This is a genomic window from Mycolicibacterium boenickei (genome assembly GCF_010731295.1).
Taxonomy (GTDB): domain Bacteria; phylum Actinomycetota; class Actinomycetes; order Mycobacteriales; family Mycobacteriaceae; genus Mycobacterium; species Mycobacterium boenickei.
The window spans coordinates 1902557-1919434 of the sequence record NZ_AP022579.1; the positions used below are offsets into that span (position 1 = coordinate 1902557).

The 16878-nt window shown below is 66.0% G+C and carries 14 protein-coding genes, 1 tRNA gene and 1 pseudogene; 9 read left to right on the top strand and 7 right to left on the bottom strand.

Annotated elements, in window-relative coordinates; translation table 11 throughout:
* The first annotated feature begins 17 nt into the window (after positions 1-17).
* The 3 genes and pseudogenes from G6N57_RS08865 to G6N57_RS08875 form a co-directional block, all read left to right on the top strand.
* Positions 18-1838, top strand: a complete 1821-nt coding sequence (locus tag G6N57_RS08865) for an ABC transporter ATP-binding protein (RefSeq protein WP_234815622.1) — start codon at positions 18-20, stop codon at positions 1836-1838.
* Between the two features lie 144 nt (positions 1839-1982).
* Positions 1983-2192 carry a type II toxin-antitoxin system RelB family anti-toxin gene (locus tag G6N57_RS08870; RefSeq protein WP_077740123.1) on the top strand — a complete coding sequence of 70 codons (210 nt, stop codon included), beginning with the start codon at positions 1983-1985 and terminating at the stop codon, positions 2190-2192.
* Positions 2176-2343: pseudogene (locus tag G6N57_RS08875) on the top strand (HipA N-terminal domain-containing protein); the annotation flags it as partial. The gene G6N57_RS08870 and the pseudogene G6N57_RS08875, both read left to right, overlap by 17 nt.
* A gap of 328 nt (positions 2344-2671) precedes the next feature.
* On the opposite strand, the gene G6N57_RS08880 reads toward G6N57_RS08875, so the two are convergent.
* The 3 genes from G6N57_RS08880 to G6N57_RS08890 all read right to left on the bottom strand — a co-directional run bounded on the left by G6N57_RS08880 (position 2672) and on the right by G6N57_RS08890 (position 6533).
* Positions 2672-3289 (bottom strand): maleylpyruvate isomerase family mycothiol-dependent enzyme, encoded by a 618-nt coding sequence (locus G6N57_RS08880; protein WP_077740125.1) that lies wholly within the window; start codon positions 3287-3289, stop codon positions 2672-2674.
* 115 nt (positions 3290-3404) lie between these two features.
* A complete protein-coding gene (locus G6N57_RS08885) occupies positions 3405-5924 on the bottom strand; it encodes an arylsulfatase (protein WP_077740126.1) in 2520 nt (839 codons plus the stop codon).
* 147 nt (positions 5925-6071) lie between these two features.
* A complete protein-coding gene (locus tag G6N57_RS08890; RefSeq protein ID WP_234815623.1) occupies positions 6072-6533 on the bottom strand; it encodes a MarR family winged helix-turn-helix transcriptional regulator in 462 nt (153 codons plus the stop codon).
* Positions 6534-6786: 253 nt separating this feature from the next.
* Here G6N57_RS08890 and G6N57_RS08895 point away from each other — a divergent pair, with 253 nt between their 5' ends.
* Positions 6787-7461 carry a rhomboid-like protein gene (locus tag G6N57_RS08895; protein ID WP_077741854.1) on the top strand — a complete coding sequence of 225 codons (675 nt, stop codon included), beginning with the start codon at positions 6787-6789 and terminating at the stop codon, positions 7459-7461.
* Between the two features lie 63 nt (positions 7462-7524).
* Here the strand turns inward: G6N57_RS08895 and G6N57_RS08900 are convergent, their stop codons facing one another.
* From G6N57_RS08900 to G6N57_RS08915, 4 genes are all read right to left on the bottom strand, one after another.
* The gene (locus G6N57_RS08900) at positions 7525-8040 is read right to left on the bottom strand and encodes a TetR/AcrR family transcriptional regulator (protein ID WP_234815624.1); all 516 of its coding nucleotides are present in this window, start codon (positions 8038-8040) and stop codon (positions 7525-7527) included.
* Positions 8041-8210: 170 nt separating this feature from the next.
* On the bottom strand, positions 8211-9326 hold the full coding sequence (locus G6N57_RS08905; RefSeq protein ID WP_077740129.1) for a TIGR03857 family LLM class F420-dependent oxidoreductase: 1116 nt from the start codon (positions 9324-9326) through the stop codon (positions 8211-8213).
* 181 nt (positions 9327-9507) lie between these two features.
* Positions 9508-9756: a hypothetical protein gene (locus G6N57_RS08910; RefSeq protein WP_077740130.1), complete on the bottom strand. Its 249-nt coding sequence runs from the start codon at positions 9754-9756 to the stop codon at positions 9508-9510.
* Between the two features lie 160 nt (positions 9757-9916).
* Positions 9917-9990, bottom strand: a tRNA-Gly gene (locus G6N57_RS08915).
* A gap of 385 nt (positions 9991-10375) precedes the next feature.
* Here G6N57_RS08915 and G6N57_RS08920 point away from each other — a divergent pair.
* From G6N57_RS08920 to G6N57_RS08940, 5 genes are all read left to right on the top strand, one after another.
* Positions 10376-11368, top strand: coding sequence for a DUF7159 family protein (locus G6N57_RS08920; protein ID WP_077740131.1), 993 nt, complete (start codon positions 10376-10378; stop codon positions 11366-11368).
* A gap of 16 nt (positions 11369-11384) precedes the next feature.
* The gene (gene dcd / locus G6N57_RS08925; protein WP_036447189.1) at positions 11385-11954 is read left to right on the top strand and encodes a dCTP deaminase; all 570 of its coding nucleotides are present in this window, start codon (positions 11385-11387) and stop codon (positions 11952-11954) included.
* Positions 11955-12246: 292 nt separating this feature from the next.
* Positions 12247-13590 (top strand): ammonium transporter, encoded by a 1344-nt coding sequence (locus tag G6N57_RS08930; RefSeq protein ID WP_077740132.1) that lies wholly within the window; start codon positions 12247-12249, stop codon positions 13588-13590.
* 221 nt (positions 13591-13811) lie between these two features.
* On the top strand, positions 13812-15431 hold the full coding sequence (locus G6N57_RS08935; RefSeq protein WP_097925839.1) for a DUF7159 family protein: 1620 nt from the start codon (positions 13812-13814) through the stop codon (positions 15429-15431).
* Positions 15432-15517: 86 nt separating this feature from the next.
* A complete protein-coding gene (locus tag G6N57_RS08940) occupies positions 15518-16849 on the top strand; it encodes a UDP-glucose dehydrogenase family protein (protein WP_077740134.1) in 1332 nt (443 codons plus the stop codon).
* Positions 16850-16878: the final 29 nt, after the last annotated feature.

The window sequence follows — 16878 nt, forward strand, 5'->3', positions numbered from 1 at the left end:
GGAAAAAGGGGGTGCCAGTGAGTGTGGCCTCGTCGCTAAGCCTGGTGTGGCGCAGCCTCGGCATGCTGCGTGCGGTCCGCGGCGTGCTGGTCTTGCTGTTGGTGATCGGGGTGATCGCCTCGGCGTTGCCCTACGTCACGGTGGCCGCCTTCGGTCCCATGGTCCAGGTCATCTCCGAGGCCGGAAACAACGGAAACCTAAGCGGTGTATGGGATTTGAGCGGTCCGCTGGTCGCCCGTCAGGATGGCCTGCTGCACTCGATGGCCGGGCCGGTGCCGTTCGCCGTGCTGTTGACGGTCTGGGCGTCCTCGCTGGTGCTGACCCAGCTCATGTATTTCGTCAACGCTTGGATCGGCGCTCGGGTCGAGCGGGTGCTGGTGGTCGACATCCGCCAGCGCGTCCACGACCACCTGCAGTCGCTGTCCCTGGATTTCTTCCTGGGCTCGCGCAGCGGCGAGCTGATGCACCGGGTGATGACGGAATCCACTGCGGTACAAAGGCTCTTGACCGACTGCCTGCTGCCGCCGTTGATCGACGTGGTGGTGCTGGTGGTGGTGATCAGCTACCTGCTGGCCATCTCGTGGCAGATGACGGTGGCGGCACTGGTGCTGACGCCGCTGGCGCTGCTCACTCTCAGATTCGCCGGCCGTCACGTGCAGGCGGTGATGACACGGGTGCGAAACTCCGAGCGGGCGATGGCCACCGAGGTCGAGCAGACGATCAGCGGGATCGCCGAGATCCAGATGTTCAACGCACAACCCGTCCGCAGCAAGCGATTTCATGCGGTATCCGAGGAAGCCGCGAAAGGATCGGCGGCCTCGGTGGTCTGGATGCAGGCCACCGTCAACGGCTCGCAGATCTTCGTCGCGCTGAGCACGGTGGTCGTGCTCCTCGTCGGTGTCGGGCTCAGCGGGCACTTCGGGTTGACGTTCGCCGGCCTCCTCGTGTTCGCGGGTGTGGTTCCGGTGATGTTCAGTGCTGCGCAACGGGTTCTCGGTGCCTACACCACCTACCAGTCGCTGGCGCCGAATGTGACGTCCACCTACGAACTGCTCGACACCCGGCCGTCGGTGCGGGAGGCCGCCGACGCCGTCGCGCTGGGCGAGGTGCACGGCAACCTGGTTTTCGAGGACGTGACGTTCGGGTATGTGCCCGGTGAGAATGTCCTCGACGGCTTGTCGTTCACCGTGGCCGAGGGGGAGACGGTGGGGCTGGTCGGCGGAATCGGGTCGGGCAAGTCGACGGTGTTCAACCTGCTACTGCGGTTCCGGGACCCGCAACGCGGGCGGATCCTGCTGGACGGCAACGATATTTCGGCCGTCACCATCGACTCCCTGCGCGAACAGGTGTCCAAACTCGCGCAGTTCCCGTTCTTCACCAAGGACACCATCCGGGAGAACATCCGGCTGGCCCGGCCCGGGGCCAGCGACGCCGACATCGAAGCAGCCTGCGCCGAGGCTCACATCCATTCCGTCATCACGACCAAGATGCACGACGGTTACGACACCGTGGTGGACGTGCAGGTCCCCTCCGGTGGGCAGAAACGGCTGATCGCGCTGGCGCGCTGCCTGCTGCGCCGGCCCGAGGTGCTGCTGCTCGACGAGCCGACCGAGAACCTCGACGCCAACCAGCGGGCTTGGATGATCGGCGTGATCCAGGACTACGCCAAGGACCGCACCTGCATGGTGGTCAGCCACGACCTGGATTTCATTGCCGCGGTGGCCGATCGGATCCTGGTGCTCGAAGACGGGCGTATCACGCAGAGCGGCGACCACCAGACGTTGATGGCCCAAGGCGGCCTGTACAGGCGGCTGCACGAGGTGCAGAACGGGCGCTAGTCGTCCTCGGTTAGGCGTTGTATTTCAGGCATAACTTCTTGGCTGCCCGATGCCGTGCATGCCATGGTGGTTATGCCTCTTTTTTCAAGCATAGGGGTGGAGATGGCTGTCCCACGTCGCACGAAATCTTCGACGGACATGCCTATGCCTGAAATTGCACGCATAGGGAGGCTCTTCGCTGAGCGTCGGGTCACGCTGCGCCTCACGCAGCAAGCCGTCGCTGAGTTGGCTGGTGTGTCCCGCTCCAGCATTCAGTCGCTGGAGCGGGGAAGCGGTTCGATCAAGTTCGGTTCGGTCCTCGAGATCGCCGAGGTTTTGGGTCTGCACTTCAAGGTCAGTGAGGCGGTCGAATGACGACATCGCCGAGGTAGATGTCAGCTTCGACGACTTCGCGGGTCTGTTGCCGGAAGGGGTGCAACTGGGCGTCGTGACCACATTGACCAAAACTTCCGCTGACGATCACTTGACGCTGCTGCTGGCGATCGGGGCGGACACCATCGGCAACTCTCTCGGGCCAACTTCGTCGATGCCGGCGAGCGTGTTGGTATCAGGGCACGTGCGACGACCAGAATGATCGACGAACTTGTCGACGCTGCCTCTGACTGGCCGGACAGATGTGGACAGACCGGATTCGACGACCGGCAGACAGACCTTCTGGCCGACATGCTGCGGACGAGACTGGGCAGCTTGAAATAGGGCTGGTCCTGGCTGTGTCCGTGCTCTCCCTATGTGCCACAACACCATTCATATTCATTAGATGTGCTCTATGTCTAGCATTCCAGCCAGATGCTGGCAGTAATACTCGGTTTAAGTGCCTTAAGGGTTGGCACGACCTAGTCGTCCTCGGGTTCGGCCTCAGGTTCGGGATCGGGCACGTCGCGTCGTCGCGCGAACATCAGCACGAGGTCGTGAATCGGCGCCTCCCGGAGCCCGCCCCACTCCGGGCCCACCGCGAAGTCAGCGTCGGTGGCCACGAACCGGTAGCCCGGCAGATCGCGCTGCGGGGCGAACGGAAACTTCATGTGCCACAAGCGGTCTGCGACAGCAACGGCTGCGTCGACGGGCATCGGCCGGTCGATCCCCAGCGGGATGCAGATGTCCTGAGTGTGGATCAGGACGTCCAGCAGCGGGTCGACTTCCTTGGTCAGGGGCGGACGCTTGCGTGAACCGGCCATGCCACGCAGCCGTGCTGTGATGGCGGCCGGTTCGGAGGGATTCTCCAGCGCCGCCCGTCGGACCATGGCGTCGAACCGGAAGCCCGACTTGATGGCCGCCGGCAACATCTCGCCAATGGTCGCCTGGGACTGCGTGATGTGAATGGCGACCTCGCGCACCGTCCAGCCTTTGCACAACGATGGTGTCGACCACTGGTCGGGCCGCAAAGTGTCGAGCAGATCGGCGAGCTGTCCCCGCTGCTCATCGATGTTGCGCCAGATCGTGTCGGAGTCCACGGCCCGCTCCTATCGTCAGGGTTCCCCGATCAAGATAGTCGTGCCCATATCGGGCGCTGTCCAGACAGCACTCTGGCCCAGCACAGGGTGCTGGGCCAGAGTCGTCGTCTGCAGATCAGTCGGTCGCGAACGCCGCCTGTGCCTCCTTGTCGAGGTCGACGTACTTCTCCTCGCTCACGTCCACCGCGACGCCCTTGATGGTGCCGCCGGTGAACCGGCCCGGATTCTGATAGAGCGACGACACGTTGTCACCGCTGTCGAACCCGACGCACAGGCCGTCACCGGCGAGGGTGAACTTGCCGATCTGGGCCCGCATCGGTCCCTTGGCTGCCTCCTTGCCGTCTACGTAAAGGATTGTGGTTCCGAGGGATTCACCGTGCTCGCCTTTCTTCTCCCGGATGAACTCCATGCCGAGCGCATGCTTGCCCTCCGGCAGCGGGCCGGAAACGAACACCTGCTCGGGTTTGATGCCCAGGAAGTTGTAGACGTAGTGCAGCTTGTTGTCCTTGATGAACAGGGCGTGCCCGCCGAAGCGGGACCCGTGCGCGAACAGCACGCCCTGGGCGTCCTTGGTCATGTCGACGTCGGCGATGATCTTGTAGGACCGGCCGCGGATGTTGGCCGCCACGCCCTCGGGCACCGGTGCGGTGTCCGGGTAGTAGAGGTAGCGGTTGCGCGGCGGTTCGAACTGCGGCCGTTCGATGGTGATCATCTCGACCGCGGCGCGATCGTCGAGGGGCAGGACGTAGTTGTTCTTCGCCTCCTCGTTCCACGCGTCGATCAGCTCCTTGAGCTTCTCCGGATTCTGATCGGCGACGTTCTTGGCCTCGGAGCGATCCTCATCGACGTGGAACAGCTCCCACTTGTCCTGATCGAAATGACCCTTGCCGCTGATCGGCGCGTGCAGCGCTGATGCCTTCCAGCCGTCCTGCCAGATCCCGCGGGTGCCCAGCATCGCGTAGTACTGCCGCTTCTTGGTGGTGGGTGCGTCGGCGCCGTCGAAGCTGTACCGCATCGACACCCCGTTGAGCGGGTACTGCTTGATGCCGCGGTATTCCTCCGGCATCTCGATGCCCGCGACGTCGAGAATGGTCGGGACGACGTCGGTGGCGTGGTGGTACTGATGGCGCACCTCACCCTTGGCCTTGATGCCCTTGGGCCAGTGGATCACCATCGGGTCGCAGGTGCCGCCGGAGAACTGCGAATAGCGCTTGAACATCTGGAACGGTGTGGAGAAGGCGACCGCCCAGCCCGTCGGATAGTGGTTGTAGGTATCGGGAGTGCCGAGCTTGTCGAGCATCTTCATGTTCTCGGCCAGATCATCGGGGTAGCCGTTGAAGAATTTGTTCTCGTTGACCGAACCGTTCGGTGATCCCTCGCCGGACGCACCGTTGTCGGCACAGTAGAAGATGACGGTGTTGTCCAGCTGCCCGGTCTGCTCCAGGTAGTCGACGACGCGCCCCACCTGCGCATCGGTGTACTCCGAGAAACCGGCGAACACCTCCGCCATGCGGCTGAACAGCTTCTTCTCGTCCGGGCTCAGCGAATCCCAGGGCCGCACCGCGTCGGCCTCCGAGGCCACGTCCTCGGGCAGCGGGTTGATCGGCGTCAGCTCGGTGCCCTTGGGCATGATGCCCTTGTCGATCATCCGGTTGAGCACCCACTCGCGGTAGGCCTCGTAGCCGTCGTCGAACTTGCCCTTGTACTTCGCGGAGTATTCCTCGGGGCTGTGGTGCGGTGCGTGGTTCGCCCCCGGGCAGAACCACATGTACCAGGGCTTGGAGGGGTTACTGGAACGCTGGTCGCGCAGCATGCGGATCGCTTGATCGGCAAGGTCTTTCGACAGGTGATAGCCCTGTTCAGGTGGATACGGCTGATCGATGAACCGATTGTCCTCGGACAGATCGGGATACCACTGGTTGGTTTCGCCGCCCAGGAAGCCGTAGAACCGGTCGAAGCCCTTCTGCAGCGGCCACTCCGATTTGCTGCCGCCGCTGGAGACGTCCTCCTCAGGCACGTTGTGGTCCTTGCCGACCCAGAAGGTGCTGTAGCCGTTGTCCTGCAGCACCTGGCCCACCGTCGCGCATTGCGCAGGCAGCCGGGCCGCCGCGCCCGGGAAGCCGTCGGAACCCTCGGTGATGCTGGCGAACCGGTTCACATGGTGATTGCGGCCGGTCAGCAGGCAGGACCGGGTAGGCGAGCACAGAGCCGTGGTGTGCCACTGCGAATAGGTGAGTCCGTTGTCGGCCAACTTCTGCAGCGTCGGCATGTTGATCCGGCCACCGTAGGGCGACCACGAGGCCATGCCCGTGTCGTCGAACAGCACCACCAGGACGTTGGGCGCCCCTTCCGGCGCGTGCTTGAGCTCGAAGGGTTTCCAGTCCGGCTTCGAGTCCCGAACGTCGAGTTCGATCTTCCCGTCGAACCCTTCATTGATGCCCGTGCCATAGTCCGGCGGACCTGCGTGCCCGCTGGCGCCCGGCTTGCTGCCGGCTTTGTCGGTGTCGTCACAGCCGGCGAGCGCGCCGACGGCGGCCGCGCCGACTCCGGCAGCTGCGATGCCCCCCAGCATCGAACGCCGCGACAGCTTGCCGCGTTTGTCGGTCTCGGTGATGTCATCGTTGTTCGATTCCATGTGGGCAACACTAAGCACGATTTGCCCGCGTTGTCCGGATAAATCACCGCAGAATTGGTAACAGTCGACAAACGTTGTGTCCCAATGCATTTCTGGTTGGAAATGCCGATCTGTCAATCGCCCATTTTGGGCGAGGTCTCGGGATCGCTACAACGGAATCGGGCGATTCAGGTCGTCGGCGTCGTCGTCAGCGAGTAGCTCGTGGAAATTCCGCAAAGTCGACGCGCACGCTGCTCGCTCGGCCGGGTCGAGACGGTCGAGGACCTTGGCCAGCTCGCGCCTCCGCCGCGTGTTCACCTGCCGGACCAGTTTGCGACCGCGGTCGGTCAGCGCCAGGGTGACGATGCTTCGGTTGGTCGGATCGGAACCGCGGACCAGATGGCCGGAGGCATCCAACCGGTCGGCGAGGCGCGTCACCGTCGAGCCGACCACGCCGAGCGCCTGGGCGCATTCCGTCGAGGTCGACTTTCCGCGTTCCTGTAGCACGAGCAAAAGCCGGAATTGCGGCAGCGAGAGCTCCAGTTGTTCCACGCTTCGCAGCGCAACGCCCACCAGATCTCGGGTCGCGACTTCGAACGCCGACAGTTCGTCGACAGGGGTTCGGGTCATACCGTTCTGCGGCGCGCTGCCCATCCAGTGAGTATCCCATGCGAACGGGTTGCGTGGCGGTGAGTCGTTGCCTTGGCATCGAATATCCGTGGCGAGTGGAGGTTTCCCGTCGATTGTGGATACATCCGTGAGCAAAAAGCCGGTATCGCAAGGTGATTCGGAATACCTGTCGGTCGCCAGTTTTTGGGCGACGCTGTCGTCAGCGCATTCTCGGGGAACGCTCAGGTACCAAGCACATACTGGCAGGGTGCGCCTGAAGTCATGGCCGGCGGCGGTGTGGCGATATGTCCGCAGCGCCCCGCTGACTTATGCGTGGTTGGCAGTTCTACTCGTCACTACGATCATCCAGCGCCAGACGCACGGGCGGGAGCTGCACGATCTTCTGGTTCAGAGCTCGACCAACATCCACCATCTGGGGACCGACCCGCTGTACGTATTGGTCACCAGCCTGTTCTGGATCGATGGCCGGTTCTGGACCCCGTACCTGGTGTTGTTCAGCCTCATTCTTGCGCCGGCCGAACGCTGGCTCGGTCAGATTCGTTGGCTTGCAGTGGGTTTGATTGCACATGTGCTCGCGACCTACATCAGCGAGGGCTTGCTGTATCTGGCCATCCACGATCACCTCGCGCCCGAGCGACTGGTCCATGTCCGCGACGTCGGGGTGAGTTACTTCCTCGCCGGGGTGGGTGCTGTGCTGGCGTACCACATCGCGCGGCCATGGCGATGGCTGTATCTCGGCGTGGCGTTTGTGTACTTCGGTGCCGCGTTGGTCGGCAACATCAACTTCACTGCCATCGGCCATGTGTCGGCGCTACTGATCGGGTTGTGCTGTTATCCGGTTGTGCGGCGGCGGGTTGGGCGCGTCGGGTCCGCGCCCGCGTCGTCGGCGGCGTCGTCGTCGTCGTCGATTTCTACCGCAGGGCCGTGACGGCGCGCGATCGACAGCCCGGGCGTGGAAACCGGCGCGGCGTCGGTGGGCGGCCGGCCCGACTTACTGCCGTGGCTGGGACAGCAGTGCCACCACCGCGTCGGTCAACGTCGCACGGGCGATCTCGAGATCCGAGGTGAAGCCGACCTGGCGCTCGTTGCTCAGGCCCCGGATCGCGGCGGGAAGCAGGCACCGCACCCGGTGCACCTGATCCGGGTCGAGATCGAGCCCGTCCATCAAGTAGTCGAAGCCTTGAATCCAATCGAGTTCGCGGGCCGCGAAAGCCGCTGCCGTCTGCGGATATTCGGCCGCGATATCGGAACGGCGGGGTGGCAGTGACGTGCGTAGCGCCGTCAGTGCCCGGCCCTCGGTGGTGTCCAGGTACGTCCACACCGAGTCGATGGCTGCCGTCACCCGCTCCCGCAGGGTACCGCTGCGCGGCAGGGAGTCATTGGATGACCAACTGCGGGAATGGATCTCGGTGATCACCGCGACCCACAGGCCGTCCAGGTCGCCGAACTGATGCTGCACCGTGCCCCAGGTGACGCCGGCATCCTTGGCGATGCGATTCGCCGACACCGGCTCGCCACCGCTGTCGGCAAGGCAGCGGATGGCGACGTCGAGCAGGCGTGCGCGGGTCTCAAGACCGCGCTTGTTCAGCTTGGTGCCGGCGGCCGAGGTGACCGTGGAGGGTACTGCCGCCTGCCACTGCTCCTGAGCGCGGGCGGCCTGCGGAGATTCGCGGGCGCTCAGGCAAACCTGCCCGGGTTCGCCGCGACCGCTCGGCGCAGCGTCGGCCGGTTCTGCCGGTAGGCCTGCACGACGGGCGCCAGTTCATGCGGGCTCGCCCCGTGCATGATGACCGAATGGGTGCCCACATCGAACTGCCGGGCGATGGTGCTCGCGCACTCCTTGGGAGACCCCTTGGCCACCGAGTCCAGCCATTCGGCGGGGATCAGCTCGCCGATCCGTTGCAGCGTCTCGAAGGAGGCACTCGCGTCGATGGGTCCGGCAGTGGCCGCATCGGCGAACAGTTCTGACTGTTTGATCCGCTCCCAGACTGCGGGATCCCAGCCGTTGGCCGAGACCAACACATCCGCGTACGCCTGCAGGTAGGTCGCCAGGCGTCCGACGCCACGACGCAGTTGGTCCTCCTCCGACAACGCATCGGGGACCGTCGCCAGGCACGCCCAGATGCGGACGCTGTCGGGGTCGCGGCCCGCGCGCTCGGCACCCCGGCGCACCGCCTCGACCGACGACGTCGTCGCCTCGTCGGAGAAAAACGTATGGAGCACAACGAAATCAGCGATCTCGCCGGCCAGCTCCATCGTCTTGGGACCGACCGCCACCAAGCCGATGGGCGGTCCGTCCGGCAGGCCGCTGGCGTGGCGCAGGAACGGCCACTTCCCGGCAGGACCGTCGTGATCCAGGATCATCTCGCCGGCCCAGAGTCTGCGCAGGACGCCGAAGAAGTCCCGCAGCCGGGCTTCGGTCACCACCGGCAGGCCGATCGCCTGCCAGTACGCCGCCATGCCGCGGCCGAACGCCATGGCGAAGCGGCCCTCGGTGAGGGCGTGCATGGTCGAGCCGATCGTCGCGGTGACCGTGGGATGCCGCGTGTGGTAGTTGGTCGACGGCGCGATACCCAGAGTGGTGCTGGTGCCCGCGACCGCGCCTGACAGGACGGCCGGGTCCTTCACCGTGAAGCGTTCACCGATGTGGCAGGAGCCCAGGCCGAGCTCATCCGCCGTACGAGCCTCGGGCAGAACCACTCGGACATCCGCGGGGTGGCGGGTCACGGCGTAGTAGCCGAGCTCGTTGAGCTGGTCATCGGGGTGGTTCGCGCTCAATTGCGTGCCTTTCATGCGTGGACGCCTAGCACTGTCGGCCACGGTGAGCGCAATTGTCAATGAGGGTTCTCAATGAATGGGAGGATGTGGCGGCGTGAGCTGGGTGCAGGCATGCTGCAACCACTCTCGTGATTTTTGTGCTGGAGCAGCCGTCATCACCGACGGTCTGTGACGACTCTCCCGTTGCCGGTCCGGCCTACCACCGGGTGCCGTCGAGCCCCGGAATCACGCACCGGCCGTCAGCGGCCACCCGACCAATCACCATGCCGTCATACCCCGTGCACGATGAGTTGAGCGGCTCGCAGGTGTAGACGGACGTGATGACCTTGTCTGGGCCGCAAGGGGAGCCGGGTCCTGGCGGGTCGGCATTGGCGACGGCGGTGCCGAAGCCCAGCGTCAGTGTTGCTGCGGCAGTAACGACGAGTGAGCGGGTCGCATAAGACATATCGGTACCTCCGGCCGATGGTCCCCGACAAGTGGTAATGCTACCCGTGTCGTCCGGGTCGTTTCCGTTGATCGCGCGTCAGATTTGGTGGGTGCGCTGCAAATGCCAATCGCCCGCGTTCGGGGCCCAGGTGCGCACTGGCGCCGCTGACCTCCAGGTGTGGAGCCGATGACGGGAATCGAACCCGCGTATTCAGCTTGGGAAGCTGATGTTCTGCCATTGAACTACATCGGCATGGTGCTGACGAAGGATAGCAACCCGGCCCGGTCTGTGGGTAAGGCGGGCGGACATCGTCACGGTGAGTCTAAGAAATTGACGCCGGCTCAGCAGAAGGGCGGCGGCCGGTGTCTGGCGAAGGTTGCCGACACAGCTGACAGACGGCTGCCCAGTGCGGACCCGGAGCCTAGGCAGGTGCGGCGAAACAGATGACCCCAGAACGTGATTGCCGTTCACGCGGCACCCTGAGAATCGGGTAAAAGCACGGGCCGTCATTCTCAGACGCTCTCTCTACCGTTGGTTCTCGTGGGCTCCATCCGGCGCTGAATGGAGCGAACAGGCCCGCAACCCGGGCCGAATCAATCGAGGGGTTGCACCCATGGATGTTGTTATCGGTATTGCCATGACCTCGCGCGACGCTCGGCTTCTCCTGGTGGAGGGCACTCACGGCGACGGCGCGGTCATCGACCACGGTTCGCTCGACGCGGACACCCGCATCGGCGGCGAACACCCTGGCTTCCGCGAGCGCGTCGTCAATGCGGTGATCGACGCCCGGGACACCGCCCCGGCCAACGGCTACACCGTCACGCGCGTCGCACTGACCTGGACCGACGCGGTGGCCGGTGAGGCAAGCCTGGTCCTGGATGACCTCGACGAGCAGGGCGTCACCAACGTGGGAGTGGTCTCCATGACCGACGCGCTCGAAGCCGCCGCCGAATACACCGTTCAGATCGCCGACTGCGACTCGATCGCATTGTGCGTGGTGGAACCCGAACAGACTCTGCTGGCGGTGGTCGGTGCCGAGGGTGAAGACGGGAAGCGCCGAGTACGCAGCCGCCTACTGGACGGAGCTGACGAGGCCACCGCAGTGCTGGCGCTGTGCGGTCTCTGCGACAGCTTTCCCGAACGGGTCGACGCGGTCGCCATCGCGGGATCGTCTCCGGACGTGGAAAGTCTTGTCGAGGAGGTGAATTCGGTGATGCCGCGGCCCGTCGTGCTCGGCGACGATGCCGCCCTGCTGCTGGCGCGCGGTGCGCTGGTTTCCAGTGCCGACATTCGCCACGATGCCGTGCCGACACCCAAGCGCGACCCGCTGATGCGCACCCTGACCACCGTCGTCGCGACGGCGGTGCTGATCTTGGCGGGATCGGTGTTCCTGGCGCTCATGGTGCAGGGGAGGAACGGCACCACCCCGCCGCAAGCGTCGACGTCGGCTGAACACAACGCACCGGTGTCACCCGCCCAGCCGCTGCTCCCGCCGCCCGGCACCGGTCAGTCGGTCCACACCGTGGCATGCAGAGTGCTGCCATGGGCCGTGCCGACGGCCGAGAAACCCGTGATCGGGCCGTGCGCCCACACCGCCACGCCGCCGTTGCCGCAGGTGGTCCGTCGCTAACCGATACGCTCGTCGGGTGCTGCTCTCCGATCGAGACATCCGGGCCGAGATCGCCGCGAAACGCCTGGCCATCGAGCCGTTCGACGATGCCCTGGTGCAGCCGTCGAGCGTCGACGTCCGCCTGGACAACCTGTTCCGGGTCTTCAACAACACCCGCTACACCCACATCGACCCGGCCAAACAGCAGGACGAGCTGACCTCCCTCGTCGAACCCGCCGAAGGCGAGCCGTTCGTCCTGCACCCTGGTGAGTTCGTGCTCGGCTCGACGCTCGAGGTGTGCACGCTGCCCGACGACCTGGCCGGACGCCTGGAAGGCAAGTCCTCGCTGGGCCGGCTCGGATTGTTGACGCATTCGACGGCGGGGTTCATCGACCCGGGCTTCTCCGGGCACATCACGCTGGAGCTCTCCAACGTCGCCAATCTGCCGATCACGTTGTGGCCCGGCATGAAGATCGGCCAGCTCTGCCTGCTGCGGCTGACCAGCCCGGCCGAGCACCCGTACGGCAGCGACAAGGTCGGCTCGAAATACCAGGGCCAGCGGGGTCCGACGCCGTCCCGCTCGCATTTGAACTTCATCAAGTCGTAGCCCGCTTGCCGAGTGGCCACCTATGACACGCAGATCAGCGATTCGCGTGTCATAAGTGGCCAGTCGGCGCGCCACGAGGCGCGGGCAGGCCGCACCCTTGCGCCGCTTTCTACCTGTGGGCTGTGAAAATCGCCGTTGAGCAGCCCAGGTGTGGGAAACGGCGAACAAGTCCGCCCAAGAGCGCCGGTGAACTTTCAGTAACCACACCGCAACACGAAACACGGCTGAAACACGCGCGCCGCTTGGCTGAAACGCGCGCCCGACATTCTCGTCGAGACCAAAGGAGCTCGACGTGTCCGAAATCGATCCGGCCGCCACAGCCTGGCTGCTCGCCAGTACCGCGCTGGTCCTGCTGATGACCCCCGGCCTCGCCATCTTCTACGGCGGCATGGTCCGCACCACCGGCGTCCTCAACATGATCATGATGAGCTTCATCTCGATCCCGCTGGTCACAGTGGCCTGGCTGCTGGTCGGCTACACCCTGGCGTTCTCGGATGACGCCGGCGGCGGCCTGATCGGCGGACTGCAGCACTTCGGCATGCTCGGCATCACGCCCGGCACCGCCCACGGCGCGGTGCCCGAGCTGCTGTTCGCCACGTTCCAGCTGACCTTTGCGATCATCACTGCTGCCCTGGTCAGCGGGGCCATCGCGGACCGCGCCAAGTTCGCGGCCTGGATGCTGTTCGTGCCGCTCTGGGCTGTCGCGGTGTACGCCGTCGTCGCGCACTGGGTCTGGGGGCCGGGCGGCTGGCTGGCCGGCCTTGGCGTGCTCGACTACGCCGGCGGCCTCGTCGTCGAGATCGTGTCCGGCTCGTCGGCCCTGGCGCTGGCCTTGGTGCTCGGTCCGCGCATCGGCTTCAAGCAGGACGCGATGCGCCCGCACAACCTGCCCTTCGTGCTCCTCGGTGTCGGCCTGCTCTGGTTCGGCTGGTTCGGCTTCAACGCGGGTTCGGCGCTCGCCGCCAACGGCACCGCCGCCGCGATCTTCCTCAACACCCTGGTCGCCGGCTGCCTGGGCATGCTCGGCTGGCTGACGGTCGAGCAGGTCCGCGACGGCAAGCCGACCACCTTCGGCGCCGCCTCCGGTGTGGTGGCCGGCTTGGTCGCGATCACCCCGTCCTGCGGCACGGTCAACACCCTCGGCGCGGTCGTGGTGGGCCTGGCCGCCGGCGTGGTCTGTTCCTTTGCGATCGGCCTGAAGTTCCGGTTCGGCTACGACGACTCGCTCGACGTGGTCGGTGTGCACTTCGTCGGCGGTGTGGTCGGCGTGCTGCTGATCGGATTCCTGGCCACCGAGGTGATGACCGCGGGCCCGCAAGGCCTCTTCTATGGCGGTGGGCTGACCCAGCTGGGTAAGCAGCTGCTGGGCGCGGTCGTCGTGGCGGCCTACGCGTTCACCGTGTCGTACGGACTCGCCAAGCTGATCGACCGGTTCATGGGCTTCCGGCTCAGCCCCGAGGACGAGACCACCGGCGTCGACTTCACCCAGCACGCGGAGTCGGCGTACGCCGAGGGCGTGCACGGGCATCTGCCGCAGCGCCGGCCGGGATTGTTCGGCGGCACCCTGGGTCAGCTGGGCCAGTTCGGAGACCGAGATCAGCGGCCAGATCCGGCTGAAGAAGACAGCGCGGGATGAACCGGGCGGCGCTCTTTGTCGTAATGCCGAGTAGGGTCTAACTAACCGGCGCCGGCGCGCAGCATGCCGTCGCGGTCCGACCAGAATCTGGGCGCTGTAGCTAATGAGCGCAGGTGTAACGAACGAGCTGGTTACACCGAAAAAGGTTCTAGTTGTCGGTTCGTGCGGAATGTGTGCGCAATGGCGACAAGTGCAGTGCAGCAAACACATTGGAGGGCTCGGTGGACATCGTATTGGGTGTGGCGATGGCACCTACAACGGTCCGCATGGTGCTGGTCGAGGGGGAGAAAGCCGACGGGGTTACCGTCGATCACGACGTCTTCGACGTCACCGCCGGTGAAGATTCGGCAACCACCACGGCGGCCGATCAGGTGGTCGCTGCCATCCTCGGAACCCAGGAGAGTGCGGCCTCCGGCGGGCACCATCTGAAGTCGATCGGCGTCACCTGGACCGACCATTCCGATGCCGCCGCGCTGCGCGACACGCTGTCCGCGCACGGCATCGACGACGTCATGCTGGTCTCCGAAAGTCACGCCGCCGCCGCGCTGGCCCAGGCGGTCGGGCGCGCCGTCGGTTACGACACCACGGCGCTGCTGTTCATCGACCGTGACGCGGCCACGCTCTCGGTGGTCAAGACCGACGACGGTTCGGTGGTCAAGGTGCTGAGCAGGTCGTTGCACAGTGCCGATGCCATGGCCGTGCTCACCGACATGGCTGCCGCGGTCGACGCTGCCGAGTCCGCGCCGGACGGCATGTTCGTCCTCGGTGCCGGCGTCGACGTCGCCTCGGTCAAGGCGCATCTGGAACCCCTGGTGTCGCTTCCCGTCAGTGCCCCGGACGAGCCCGAGATGGCGCTGGCCCGCGGTGCCGCGCTCGCGTCGGCCAACGCTCCGGCTTTCGAGGCCACCACGGTCGGTCTCGCCTATTCGCAAGATCCCGACGGGACGACCGCGGGCAGTGCCTATGCACTGGCCGGTCTGGCCACCGAGATGGCGCCGGCTGGAGCCGCTGCCATCGACGGCGTGGACCTCGTCGCCGACGAGATGCCGATGGACGAGGAACGCAAACCCTTCCTCCTGGTGGGTTCCGCGTTGACGTCGGTGTTCGTGGTTGGTGTTGTGGCACTGGTTATTTCGCTCGCGGTGAGCATCCGGCCGACGGTCGATCAGCGTCCCGCCCCGGCGCAGGGCGCGGTGGCACCGACTGCCCCGGCCAAGCTTCCGGCGCCCGCACCCGCACCGCCGCCGGAAGCGCTGGTGCCGCCGCCACCGGCCCCACCGCCCGAGACCATCAAGGCCCCGATCCCGGTGGTCCAGGAAGCGCCCGCACCGCAGGCGCCGCCGCGCACGGTCTATGTCGAGCAGCCCGCAGCGGCCCCGCCGCCCGCGCCTGAGGCGCCCGCTCCGGCACCTGCGCCCGAGGCCCCGGCCCCGGCGCCGGTTCCGGTCGCGCCGCCGCCGGCCCCGATCTACAACCCGCCTGCGCCGTACATCCCGCCGCTGGTCGTGCTGCCGCCCGCACCGCGGCTGCCGAACATCTTCCGGCCGCCGTGGGACCCGCCGCAGCGTCAGCAGCCGTGGGATCCGCCGTCGCGCCACGAACCCCAAGCCCCGAAGTGGCCGGGTTCAGGGTCGGATGACTGGGAGCCTCCGAGCTCGGGCTGGAACCCGGGCCGGGGATCGGGTGACTGGAACCCTGGCCGGTCCAGCGGCTCCGGCTCCGGTGACTGGAACCCGGGTGGCTCGGGCTCTGGTGATTGGAACCCTGGGCGGTCGGGTGGATCGCGCAGTGGCGGTGACGGCGGAGGCCTGTGGCCCTTCCCGTCATTCGGCGGGCACTAGGCCCCGCGACCAACCGTTACCTGACGTTGGCCTGCCGCTCAGTGTCACGTAGCAGCTAGCTCATTATCGCGGCCTATCCAGGCAGTATGCGATGCACCGTATTCGGTACCGGCTATCTGGGCGCGACACATGCCGCGGGCATGGCCGAGCTCGGCCACGAGGTGATCGGGGTCGACATCGACCCGGGCAAGGTGGCCAAACTCGCCGCCGGTGACATCCCGTTCTACGAACCCGGCCTGCGGAAGGTGTTGAACGACAACCTGTCTGCCGGCCGGCTGCGGTTCACCACCGACTACGACGAGGCCGCCGACTTCGCCGACGTGCACTTCCTCGGCGTCGGCACCCCGCAGAAGAAGGGCGATTACAGCGCCGATCTGCGCCACGTGCACGCTGTCATCGACACCCTGGTGCCCCGGCTGCGCCGGTCCGCGGTGATCGTCGGCAAATCCACCGTCCCGGTCGGGACCGCTGCCGACCTGGCCGAGCGGGCCCGGGCCCTGGCGCCGGTCGACGTGGACGTCGAGGTGGCCTGGAACCCGGAGTTCCTGCGCGAGGGCTACGCCGTGCACGACACCCTGCACCCGGACCGGATTGTGGTTGGGGTGCAGCGTGATTCGCAGCGCGGTGAGTCAGCGGTGCGCGAGCTGTATGCGCCGCTGATCGCCGACGGCGTGCCGTTCCTGGTCACCGACCTGGAGACCGCCGAGCTGGTCAAGGTGTCGGCCAACGCGTTCTTGGCCACCAAGATCTCGTTCATCAACGCGATCTCCGAGGTCTGTGAAGCCGTCGGCGCCGACGTGACCCTGCTGGCTGACGCCCTGGGCTACGACCCGAGAATCGGCCGGCGATTCCTCAACGCGGGCCTGGGCTTTGGCGGTGGTTGCCTGCCCAAGGACATCCGGGCATTCATGGCCAGGGCCGGTGAGCTCGGCGCCAACCACGCGCTGACCTTCCTGCGTGAGGTCGACAGCATCAACATGCGGCGCCGCACCGCCATGGTGGAGCTGACTACCCGGGCCTGTGGCGGATCGCTGCTGGGCGCCAACATCGCGGTGCTGGGCGCGGCCTTCAAACCCGAATCCGACGACGTGCGCGATTCACCCGCCCTCAACGTCGCCGGCATGCTGCAGCTCAACGGTGCCGCGGTCAACGTGTACGACCCCAAGGCCATGGACAACTCGCAGCGGGTGTTCCCCACGCTGAACTACTCCACCTCCGTCGTCGAAGCCTGCGACCGGGCAGACGCGGTGCTGGTGCTCACCGAGTGGGCCGAGTTTGTCGACCTGGACCCGGCCGAGCTGGCGGACATGGTGCGCGTCAAAGTCGTTGTGGACGGCCGCAATTGCCTGGACGCGCAGCGGTGGCGGGACGCGGGATGGCGCGTGTACGCGTTGGGGCGACCGGTCGCCACTGTTTGACGCTTGTAGAACAATTTCTGCGGTCGTAG

Bases quoted from the DNA above. Each gene is read 5' to 3' on its own strand.
- G6N57_RS08890 (WP_234815623.1), bottom strand. From the start codon at position 6,533: ATGACCCGAACCCCTGTCGACGAACTGTCGGCGTTCGAAGTCGCGACC.
- G6N57_RS08920 (WP_077740131.1), top strand. From the start codon at position 10,376: ATGACCTCGCGCGACGCTCGGCTTCTCCTGGTGGAGGGCACTCACGGC.
- G6N57_RS08910 (WP_077740130.1), bottom strand. From the start codon at position 9,756: ATGTCTTATGCGACCCGCTCACTCGTCGTTACTGCCGCAGCAACACTG.
- G6N57_RS08905 (WP_077740129.1), bottom strand. From the start codon at position 9,326: ATGAAAGGCACGCAATTGAGCGCGAACCACCCCGATGACCAGCTCAAC.
- G6N57_RS08885 (WP_077740126.1), bottom strand. From the start codon at position 5,924: ATGGAATCGAACAACGATGACATCACCGAGACCGACAAACGCGGCAAG.
- G6N57_RS08940 (WP_077740134.1), top strand. From the start codon at position 15,518: ATGCGATGCACCGTATTCGGTACCGGCTATCTGGGCGCGACACATGCC.
- G6N57_RS08870 (WP_077740123.1), top strand. From the start codon at position 1,983: ATGCCTGAAATTGCACGCATAGGGAGGCTCTTCGCTGAGCGTCGGGTC.